The organism is Promineifilum sp. (SeqCode) (assembly GCF_041918635.1).
Taxonomy (GTDB): Bacteria; Chloroflexota; Anaerolineae; order Promineifilales; family Promineifilaceae; genus Promineifilum.
Window position 1 is genome coordinate 1 of sequence record NZ_JAYRVJ010000645.1, and the last position, 8,988, is coordinate 8,988.

11 protein-coding genes are annotated in these 8,988 nt (G+C 67.8%); 4 read left to right on the forward strand and 7 right to left on the reverse strand.

Annotated features, from left to right (window positions below; genetic code table 11):
* The 6 genes from ACE3UY_RS18960 to ACE3UY_RS18985 all read right to left on the reverse strand — a co-directional run.
* Window positions 1–885, reverse strand: an 885-nt coding sequence (locus ACE3UY_RS18960; RefSeq protein WP_374689046.1) for an ABC transporter permease, incomplete at its 3' end; no start/stop codon positions are given.
* A gap of 148 nt (window positions 886–1,033) precedes the next feature.
* The gene (locus ACE3UY_RS18965; RefSeq protein ID WP_374689047.1) at window positions 1,034–1,984 is read right to left on the reverse strand and encodes an ATP-binding cassette domain-containing protein; all 951 of its coding nucleotides are present in this window, start codon (window positions 1,982–1,984) and stop codon (window positions 1,034–1,036) included.
* A gap of 49 nt (window positions 1,985–2,033) precedes the next feature.
* A complete protein-coding gene (locus tag ACE3UY_RS18970; RefSeq protein WP_374689048.1) occupies window positions 2,034–4,100 on the reverse strand; it encodes a hypothetical protein in 2,067 nt (688 codons plus the stop codon).
* 3 nt (window positions 4,101–4,103) lie between these two features.
* Window positions 4,104–4,388, reverse strand: a complete 285-nt coding sequence (locus ACE3UY_RS18975; RefSeq protein ID WP_374689049.1) for a DUF503 domain-containing protein — start codon at window positions 4,386–4,388, stop codon at window positions 4,104–4,106.
* 97 nt (window positions 4,389–4,485) lie between these two features.
* Window positions 4,486–4,845 (reverse strand): type II toxin-antitoxin system PemK/MazF family toxin, encoded by a 360-nt coding sequence (locus ACE3UY_RS18980; protein WP_374689050.1) that lies wholly within the window; start codon window positions 4,843–4,845, stop codon window positions 4,486–4,488.
* Window positions 4,832–5,050: a hypothetical protein gene (locus ACE3UY_RS18985; RefSeq protein ID WP_374689051.1), complete on the reverse strand. Its 219-nt coding sequence runs from the start codon at window positions 5,048–5,050 to the stop codon at window positions 4,832–4,834. The genes ACE3UY_RS18980 and ACE3UY_RS18985 overlap by 14 nt, the downstream gene beginning before the upstream one ends.
* A gap of 220 nt (window positions 5,051–5,270) precedes the next feature.
* Here ACE3UY_RS18985 and ACE3UY_RS18990 point away from each other — a divergent pair, with 220 nt between their 5' ends.
* Window positions 5,271–6,089 (forward strand): DUF4230 domain-containing protein, encoded by an 819-nt coding sequence (locus ACE3UY_RS18990; protein WP_374689052.1) that lies wholly within the window; start codon window positions 5,271–5,273, stop codon window positions 6,087–6,089.
* A 121-nt stretch (window positions 6,090–6,210) separates the two neighbouring features.
* Here the strand turns inward: ACE3UY_RS18990 and ACE3UY_RS18995 are convergent, their stop codons facing one another.
* Window positions 6,211–6,702: a flavin reductase family protein gene (locus ACE3UY_RS18995; protein ID WP_374689053.1), complete on the reverse strand. Its 492-nt coding sequence runs from the start codon at window positions 6,700–6,702 to the stop codon at window positions 6,211–6,213.
* 96 nt (window positions 6,703–6,798) lie between these two features.
* On the opposite strand from ACE3UY_RS18995, the gene ACE3UY_RS19000 reads away from it, so the two are divergent.
* The 3 genes from ACE3UY_RS19000 (at window position 6,799) to ACE3UY_RS19010 (ending at window position 8,988) form a co-directional block, all read left to right on the forward strand.
* Window positions 6,799–7,233 carry a hypothetical protein gene (locus ACE3UY_RS19000; RefSeq protein WP_374689054.1) on the forward strand — a complete coding sequence of 145 codons (435 nt, stop codon included), beginning with the start codon at window positions 6,799–6,801 and terminating at the stop codon, window positions 7,231–7,233.
* 116 nt (window positions 7,234–7,349) lie between these two features.
* Window positions 7,350–8,075, forward strand: a complete 726-nt coding sequence (locus ACE3UY_RS19005) for a GntR family transcriptional regulator (RefSeq protein ID WP_374689055.1) — start codon at window positions 7,350–7,352, stop codon at window positions 8,073–8,075.
* Between the two features lie 61 nt (window positions 8,076–8,136).
* Complete coding sequence (locus ACE3UY_RS19010) at window positions 8,137–8,988, forward strand: ketose-bisphosphate aldolase (protein WP_374689056.1); 852 nt, start codon at window positions 8,137–8,139, stop codon at window positions 8,986–8,988.

Genomic DNA, 8,988 nt, shown 5'->3' on the forward strand with positions numbered 1-8,988 from the left:
CACGGCCGCCAGCGCGTGCAGCAGAATGAACACCCACCACGGCGAGAACAGCCAGATCGACCGCGTCACCAGGCTCTGCTCGTACACCCATAGCGCGTCCTCCTGCAACAGCAGCAACTCGCTGACCACCAGCGTCGCCGGCAGATTCACCGCCGCCAGCGCCAGCGCGACGTAGTACAGCGCCGCCTCCAGCCACGTCCCGCTGATCGACACGCGCGCGAACAGCGGGTTCAGCACCACCACCGCCGCCAGCGCCAGCAGGGGGATGCCGCCCGTCATGAACAGCGTCCCGGCGAAGGTCGCCACCGTCGCCGCCAGCGTCGAGCGCATGGCCGCCGAGCACCACAGCCCGTAGAGCGCGTAGGCCACCGCCGCTACCAGAATGACGATCTGCGACAGGATAAGTTCCGTCAGCGACAGCCCGCCCAGCAGAAAGGCGATGCTCTGGAGCGGGATGGACACCAGCACCAGCAGGAAGACGTAGCTGAGGGCGGAGATGAGCTTGCCCAGCACCAGCGACCCGGCCGGGAGCAGGGTCGTCCGCAGCAGGTCGAACGTCTGCCGCTCCCGCTCGCCGCTGATGGCCGCGGCGGTGAAGGCCGGGCCGATGAACAGCACCAGGAAGCCCTGTACAGCCAGCACGGCGGCGAACAGCCCCTTGCCGGCTGTGCGCGCCGCCGAGCTGCCCGGCCCGGCCGCGCCGGAGACGTAGGTCAGATAGACCAGGGCGATGACGGCGCTGAGCACCACCAGGTAGAGCGTCAGCACGGCGAACGCCCGCCGCCCCCGCATCCGCCCGCGCAGCTCCTTCACCGCCACCGGATTGCTCAGCCAGGCCGTTGTTCGGGCGATCAGGTTTCCTTTTGAAGAACTCGTTTCCACCATCTCTTTTTTCTTAAGATCTGCGTAATCTGCGGATGAGCGAGAGGAACACAGAGAGACACAGAGCGCGGACACAGAGAGACACTGAGGAGGAGGGAAGCTCTTCTCTGTGGAACTCTGTGTCCGATCTCAGTGTCTCTCTGTGTTCCTCTTACGTCCCTCGTGTCACCTGCATAAACACGTCCTCCAGGTCGCCCTTCTCCTCGCTGAAGGCCACCACCGGCAGACCCCTCTCGATCAGCCGCGCCAGCAGCCCGCTCAGCGCCGCGTCGTCGCCGCTGAAGTCCAGCCGCAGCGCCTCCGGCGGCAGCCCCGCCTCGTCGGGCAGCGCCACCGACAGCACCTCCGGCTCGCCGCGCAGCCACAACCCGGCCGCGGCCACGTCCACCCCCGCGCCGGGCACGAAGCGCACCGTGATGAGCCGGTGGGCGCGCAACTGGCGCATCATCGTCTCCACGTTGCCCGCCGCCACCAGCCGGCCGTTCTCGATGATGCCGATGCTGGTGCAGATGTCGGCCACCTCCGACAGGATGTGGGACGAGAAGAAGATCGTCTTGCCCATGCGCTGCAACTCGCGCAGCAACTCGCGCATCTCGATGCGGGCGCGCGGGTCCAGCCCGCTGGCCGGCTCGTCCAGGATGAGCACCTGCGGGTCGTGGGTCAGCGTGCGCGCCAGACAGAGCCGCTGCTTCATGCCCCGGCTGAGCGTCTCCACGTACGCCTCCCGCTTGTGCGCCAGGTCGACCAGCGCCAGCAAGTCATCGATCATCCCCGGCCGCGCCGCCGCCGGGATGTCGTAGCAGGCGGCGAAGAAGTCCAGGTACTCCCAGACCTTCATGTCCTCGTAGACGCCGAAGAAGTCGGGCATGTAGCCGATGGCGCGGCGGACGGCGCGCGGGTCGCCGGTGACGGCGTGGCCGGCGACCCACGCCTGGCCGGCCGTCGGCCGCAGCAGCGTGGTCAGGATGCGCATCGTCGTCGTCTTGCCCGCGCCGTTGGGGCCGATGAAGCCGAAGACCTCCCCCGGCCCGATGCTCAGGTCGAGGTCGGCCACCGCCGTCAGGTCGCCGTAGCGTTTGGTGAGGCCCTGTAGTTTGATCATGTCTGGCATCGCTATCTCTTGCCCGGCAGGGGAGCAGGGGAGCAGAGGGCTACTCTCCCCCGCTCCCCTGCACCCCCGCACCCCCGCTTTCTTCTCCCCCGCCCTCTTCCACCAGAACCTCCAACAACACCAGCGTCGCCCCCGTCCGCGTCACCGCCGCGCCGCCGGCGTCGAGCGGCTGCGCGCTGCCGTCCAGCCAGCCGCCCAGCGTGACCATCTCCGTCGCCGGCGGCACGCGCACCGCCCCCGTCCCGCCCGCGTAGTAAATCGCCTGGATGAGCTGCCAGCGCGGGTAGGCCACCGGGTCGTTGAAGTAATCCACCGCGCCCAGGATGGGGGCTGGATCGAAGACCAGCGGGTTGATGGGCACGGGGATGGGCGTCGGGAAGAGCGGGTCGGGCGTCGCCGCGAGTGGATAGGGTAGCACCGTAGGGAAGGCGGTGGGAACGCCCACCAGCCGCACGCTGGCCCTGCGCGTCTCCCCGGCGTTTACGTTCCCCAGCGCGTACTGGTTCTCGCCGTAGAGGATGACCGCGTTCTCCAGCGTCGCGCCCGTGTCGTTGCGCACCTCCACCGCCACCGCGTCCCCCTCGGCCGACAGCGCCGCCGTGGCCGAGATGGCCGGCCGCGGCAGGTGGGCGTCGGCCAGGAAGGTGGCGATCTCGCTGGTGTCCGTGCGCACCCCGGCCAGTGTCATGCCGCCGGCGCGGGCGATGGCCTCCAGGCTGCCGCCGGCCGGGGCCGCGCCGAAGCCTTCTTGCAGCGGGAAGGCGACCGAGTCGTAGGGCAGGGAGAGGTCATAGCGGGCGCGTTGCGGCGAGTAGAGGCCGATGACCGTCTGCGTTCGCAGCCGCTCCGCCTCGACCGAGCCGTAGGCGATCGACATGGCGTTGAGCATGGGGCTGCCGCCGCGCGTGCGGAAGCTGGTGAAGTAGGTGATGGCGCTGAACAGCAGCACCAGCGCCGGGATGGTTACCCAGGCCAGCTCGCGCCGTTTCAGCCGGCGCAGCACCAGGAAGTTGACCGGCCCGATGACCAGTGTGTAGACAAACAGGAACAGCAGCAGCGACCCGATGGACGGCAGCCGTAAGCCCGGAATGGACGAGACCGACTGCACCGCCGCGTAGCCATCCTGGATGTCCACCCCCCACGGCGCGCGGCCCGGCGCGGCGGCGGCGATAAGGCCCCACACCGCCTCCGCCCCTTCCCAGCCGGCCAGCGGCGGGGCCTTGGGGTCGAGCGCCAGGAAGAAGACGCCGCCCCGGCCCAGGCCGCTGTGGGCCAGCAGGGGCAGGCCGTCCTGGTGGATCAGCAGCTCGCCGCGGGCCAGCGCGCTCTCCGTGACGACGTAGGGGCCGGGCGAACTGAATGGCGCATCGCCGCCCGCCGCCGCGCCCACCGCCTCCAGCGCCGGCAGCGCCTCGACCGACGAGACGCCGGCCACCTCCACCGGCAGCAGGCCGGCCACGCCTGCCGCCGTCCGCGGCCCGCCCGCCCCGCCGGCTACCACCAGCTGCCCGCCGTTCTCGATCCACGCCCGCAGCGCCGCCAACTGGCCGGCCGTCAGGCGGCTGGTGTCTACGTCGTCGAGCACCAGCACGTCCAGCCCGTTCCAGGCGCTCGACACCTCCGGCAGGTCGGCCAGCTCCAGGAAGGCCACCGCCGCGTCCGGCCGCGCGCCGGGCACGGTCTCCAGGAAGGACAGCCCGCCGGGGTCGGCGCTGACGACGCCATAGAACAGGTCGTCGCGCGGGACGACGTTGAGCGAGCCTGTTTCCGTTTCGGCCACCACCGTCTCGCCGCTGACCAGCTGCACCGCGAAGCTGCCGCCGAAGGAGGGCGGGTGGACGATGAGCGTGACGCGCTTGTCCGACTGCGTGGGCAGGCTGATGGGCGCGGTGTAGACGAGCGGCTCGCCGCCCAGGTCGTCGCCGATGACGCGGATCTCCCCCTCGAGGGGTGGGCCGTCGTTGCGGGCGCTGACGACGACGGGCACGGCTGCCCCGTCCTTGTACAGCCGGTCGTAGCCGGCGCGGGCGCGCAGCGTCAGGCCGTCCGTCTGCGCCGGAGGCAGGACGAGGGCGGTCAGCCAGAGCAGGATGAGATACAGGCTCATGGGTTAGCGGAACTCGATGCTATAGTCGTGGATGGGCGCGTCTGGCCGCTGCTCTTCCAGCCAGGCGACGGAGCGCTCCAGCAGGGCGTGCAGGTGGCCCTTGTCGTTGCCCACCGCCGCCAGGGCGATGACGCCCATGCCCCACACGTCGTGGCCGTCCACCTCGGCCACCGACAGGTTGAACTCCTGCCGCAAGCGGGCCAGGATGGACTTGAGGATACTGCGCTTTTCCTTCAGCGAGTGCACGCCGGCCAATTCCAGGGTGATGACGCACGTGGCGACGACCATGCGCGCAATTGTCCGCGATTCACCGGCCGCGGCAAGTGAGTTCCATCGGGGCGACCAGGGCCACTGCCCGGTCATGCAGCGCGGTCGGTTCTTGACACTACGAAGCGCGAGGCGAGCGGGCGCGAGACAGGCCAAGCACACGAACAAACAGGGAGCGAACCGCCGCCAAGTCTCTCGGCTCCAACCGGCCCAGCTTACGCCGGATAAGGGAAGCTTCAAAGGAGGCGAGCAGCGGCTTGACGGCGCTGGGTCTAGCAAGCCCCGCTTTTTGCCAGGCAATCAGCCGCACCTCGTCCTCGCCGCCAAAGCGCCCGGTAATCGGCGCGAGAATGAGATCGGCGTGGGCCAGGTTGTAAGCTTTGCTGCTGAGCACCACGGCCGGGCGTTGCTTAGTGGCCGATTGGTCAGTGTAGGGAAACGGTACGAGCAGTACGTCGCCTGGCTCAATAGGTGTCATAGACGGCATCTTCGTCGTTGTCCCAAATGCGGGCCAGGGAGGCGGACGAGGCGGACATGATGGCATAGACCAGGTCCGGTGCGGCTTCGGCGGGGTCGAGGATGGTCACCAGGAGCCGCGCGTTAGGCTCCAGCGCAACGGGCACGTCCAGCTGGATGGTGGTGCCATCGTAGTGGGCCGGGATGGTGGTGAGTAGGCGATCCATACGGATAGTATAGCGTAAACGAAAGGAAGCGTGGCAAATTGGGGGGCGACATCCGCGGCGCGTCGCGCCTGGCTCTTTAGCGCCGGGTGAGCAAATCCCCCGCCGCGCATCGAAATACCCCAAATGGCGTATTAGGTTAAGGTTATGCATATGCACACCGATTATCATATGAGTGGCTTCATCGTGTTATCGCATCACTGCGCGGGATAAAGTTGGAGAGATGACTGAGCTAGAACCGGTAGAACAAGTGGAAGAAGAGAAGGCCGAAGCCGCCAAGCCTCGCTCGCGGGCGCGGCTGGTCATCTACGGCCTCGTCGCCGCCTTTGTGGTCATGCTGTGCTTCCTGGCCTTCGCCGTGGCCCGGCTGGTGAACACCGTCAACGACGGCGCGGCAGCCGTCGCCGAACCTATCGGCGACCGCGTCCGGCAGCTGTTCGTGCCGGCTACGCCGGTCATCCTGCCCGACCCCGTGACCGTCGTGCGTCAGATCAACGACCTGTCCCGGCTGGAGACGGCCTCCTACGAGATGGAGAAGATCGTCACCGCCGACTCAACGCCCGATGGCCTGCTGGGCGCGCTGCTGGGCGAACAGCTCATCTTCGTCGCCTACGGCAAGGTCTACGCCGGGGTGGACTTCAGCCAGATGACCGCCCAAGATTTGGTCGTGGTCGATCCCGACACGGTGATGGTGCACCTGCCGCCGGCGGCCATCTTCGAGGACATCCCCGCCCTAGACAACGAGCGTTCCTACGTGGCCGATCGGGACAAGGGGCTGCTGACCAGCGCCGACCCGGCCCTGGAGACCCAGGTGCGCCAGGCGGCCGAGGCGTCCATCCGCGAGGCCGCCGCCGGCAGCGACATCCTCGACCGGGCCAACGCCAACGCCCAGGGCTACATGCGCAACTTCCTGGGCGGTCTGGGCTTCACCGACATCGTCTTCACCGACCAGACCCCGCCCCCCGCCGCGCCCTATCAGCAGCAGGTTCCCAAGGGGTATTACTTGCTGCCGACGCCTTCTGTCACACCCGCCGCGCCTTGATCGAAGCGCGGGGGGGCAGGGGGGCGGGGGAGCGGGGGAGATTCAGAGTCCGCATCCTCAAATGCGGACGACCGCGGGTGAACGCGGTGCGCACTCTGACGCACCCCCGCTCCCCCGCCTCCTATCCCGCATAACTAAACCCCACATCCCGCAACATCAACGTCGTCCCCTCGCCGCCCGGCTTCAGGATGCCCGCGCCGACGACTTCGCCCACCAGCAGATCGTGGTCGCCGCCCACGTCCACCAGCTGGTGGACGCGGCACTCCACGTAGGCCGCCGCGCCCGCCAGGATGGGGCAGCCCGTCTCCGGCCCGGGCGTCCACTGGGCGGTGTCCATCTTGTCCGGCCGCCGGGCGCGCGCCTTGGTGAAGGGCATCATGCTCTCCTGGTCGCCGCGGTTGAAGAAGTTGACGGCAAACACCCCGCCCGCCTCCACGACGCCGTGGGTATACGCCTTCTTCGCCAGCGCGAACATGATCAATCGCGGCGTGAACGACACCTGCGTCAGCCAGTTGCCGACCATGGCGTTGACCTCGTCGCCGTGGCGCGACGTGATGCTGTAGAAACCATAGGGCAGACGGTGCAGCGCTTCTTTGATAGGATCGGTTGTCATGGGTTCTCCTTATCTGGTTAGCAGACCTGACAGGTGGGGGCGTTGGCGCAATGCCCCCACCTTTCAGGCCTACACGTGCGGCACATTCTAGCTACTATGGACAAGTCCATCAACCATGCCCGCGCCTGGCGGCTGGCCGTCGCCCTGACCGGCCTCTACGCCGCCGTCTGGCTGGCGCTGGAGGGCGCGCCCATCCGCGACCTGCTGCTGGCCGCGGCGCTGCTGGCGCTGGCCCTGTGGCGCGTGCTGTCGCGGCGATTGCTCGAACGGGTGAATGGCGGGGCGTGGCGCGGAGCGCGCCGCGTGGGGCTGTCCGCCGCCGCCGGGCTGGCCTTTGGCGCGGGCCTTCCCCTGCTGACGCTGTTCCTGATGGCCCTCAAGACCGGCCTGCACGCCCACGGCCCGGAGTATTCGGCGGCGCAGATCGCCTGGGTGTGGGGACAATTGCCGCTGTGGGCCGGGGCGGGGCTGCTGGCCGGGGTGGGGGTGGGGCTGGTAGGGGCCGGGTTGCGGCGCAGCGCTAAGACCTGACAGGTCTGGACTTGACAAACCCTCACCGGCTCATTAGAATGAGTTGTATAGACAACTCCGGCTGCCTGAATATACATTCTCCCTGAGTTGTATAGACATAACCGCACCCGCTCGCCATGACATCTACGTCCGCCGAGGGAGCGGCCCTCTACGCCCAGATTCGCGAGACCATTCGCGAAGAGATCGCCAGCGGCGTCCTGAAGCCCGGCGAGAAACTGCTCCCTGAAGAGGAGTTGGCAGTCCTGCTGGGCGCCAGCCGCATGACCATCCGTCGCGGCATCCTCGACCTGATCGACGAAGGCGTCCTCTATCGCCGGCGCGGCGTGGGCACGTTCGTCGCCCACCGCCATATCGAACGCGACCACAATCGCCTGGTCAGCTACTTCGATGCTGCCCTGGCCGAAGGGTTCGAACCGAAGATGGAGGTGCTGTCGCGCGAAGTCATCGGGGCCAAGCTGATGGTGGCCCGCGCCCTCGGCCTGCGCGAGAATGAGCCGATCATCTGGGTGCGCACGCTCCGTCTGGCCGACGGCGAACCCCTGAGCGTGCACGACGAACACGTACCCTACCGGCTATTCCCCGACTTGCTGGAGGCCGACCTGAGCACCCGGCAGTTGTGGGAGTGCCTGAGCGATCACGGCTTCTCGGTCAAGCGCGCCGTGCAACGGGTTGAGGCGCGCCTGGCTGAAGAGGAGATGGCGCAGTTGTTGGGCGTCGAAGAAGGAGCGCCCATCCTCTACAAACTGCGCACCGTCTACAGCGAAGACGGCACGCCGCTGGAATTCGCCATCTGTCACAACCGCGGCGACCGCTATTCGTCCACCAACACACTCACCCGTTAGTTCGCCTGAACTGCCCCCGATTCCCCCGGCGCGACGGTCTCAGGCGAGAGGAGTTCTTGGGATGACCGTCGTGTCCTTGCCGGAGATCATGGATCCGGCCTTTCACCGGCGTTATGGCGTGCCCGCGTTCAACGCGATCGACGACCTCACCACCGACGCCCTGATCCAGGCGGCCGAGCGTTCCCGCTCCCCCCTCATCATTCAGATTTCCGTCAAGACCGTCAAATACTGGGGCATTCCCGTGGTCAAGGACGTGTTCGCCCACATGGCCGGCCGGGCCAGCGTGCCCGTCACCCTGCACCTCGACCACTGCCCCGACCCCGCCTTCGCCAAGGCGTGCATCGAGGCCGGCTGGAACTCCGTCCTCTTCGATGGCTCGGCCCTGAGCTACGACGAGAACTTCGCCATCACCCGCGACATCGTGCAGTTCGCCAACCAGTATGGGGCCAGCGTCGAGGGCGAGGTGGTGGCCGTGGGCGGCGTCGAGGACGACGTGGGCAGCGAGGAGGAGGGGGCGGCCATCCCCTTCGAGAAGGACATCGAGTTCATTCGCGAGACGGGTATCTACTGCTACGCGCCGGCCATCGGCACGGCCCACGGCTTCTACAAGGCCACGCCCGTCATTCGCTTCGACCACATGGAACGGCTGGTGGCGGCGACGGCCATGCCGATGGTCTTGCACGGCGGCAGCGGCCTGACTGACGATGTCTTCCACCGGCTGATCGCCCTGGGCGCGGCCAAGGTCAACATCTCCACTGACCTGAAGAAGACCTATGCCGACGGCTTCGGCAACTACCTGACGGCCAAGCCGCACGAATACAACCCCATCAAGCTCATCAGCGCCGTGCGCGACGACGTGATCGCCATGGCGCAGCACTACTTCCGGCTGTTCGGCAGCGAGGGCCAGGCATGA

What these genes read in the sequence shown, in the direction of transcription:
- ACE3UY_RS18975 (WP_374689049.1), bottom strand. Translation starts at nt 4,388, where the DNA reads ATGGTCGTCGCCACGTGCGTCATCACCCTGGAATTGGCCGGCGTGCAC.
- ACE3UY_RS19010 (WP_374689056.1), top strand. Translation starts at nt 8,137, where the DNA reads ATGACCGTCGTGTCCTTGCCGGAGATCATGGATCCGGCCTTTCACCGG.
- ACE3UY_RS18995 (WP_374689053.1), bottom strand. Translation starts at nt 6,702, where the DNA reads ATGACAACCGATCCTATCAAAGAAGCGCTGCACCGTCTGCCCTATGGT.
- ACE3UY_RS18970 (WP_374689048.1), bottom strand. Translation starts at nt 4,100, where the DNA reads ATGAGCCTGTATCTCATCCTGCTCTGGCTGACCGCCCTCGTCCTGCCT.
- ACE3UY_RS18980 (WP_374689050.1), bottom strand. Translation starts at nt 4,845, where the DNA reads ATGACACCTATTGAGCCAGGCGACGTACTGCTCGTACCGTTTCCCTAC.
- ACE3UY_RS18990 (WP_374689052.1), top strand. Translation starts at nt 5,271, where the DNA reads ATGACTGAGCTAGAACCGGTAGAACAAGTGGAAGAAGAGAAGGCCGAA.
- ACE3UY_RS19005 (WP_374689055.1), top strand. Translation starts at nt 7,350, where the DNA reads ATGACATCTACGTCCGCCGAGGGAGCGGCCCTCTACGCCCAGATTCGC.
- ACE3UY_RS18985 (WP_374689051.1), bottom strand. Translation starts at nt 5,050, where the DNA reads ATGGATCGCCTACTCACCACCATCCCGGCCCACTACGATGGCACCACC.
- ACE3UY_RS18965 (WP_374689047.1), bottom strand. Translation starts at nt 1,984, where the DNA reads ATGATCAAACTACAGGGCCTCACCAAACGCTACGGCGACCTGACGGCG.
- ACE3UY_RS19000 (WP_374689054.1), top strand. Translation starts at nt 6,799, where the DNA reads ATGGACAAGTCCATCAACCATGCCCGCGCCTGGCGGCTGGCCGTCGCC.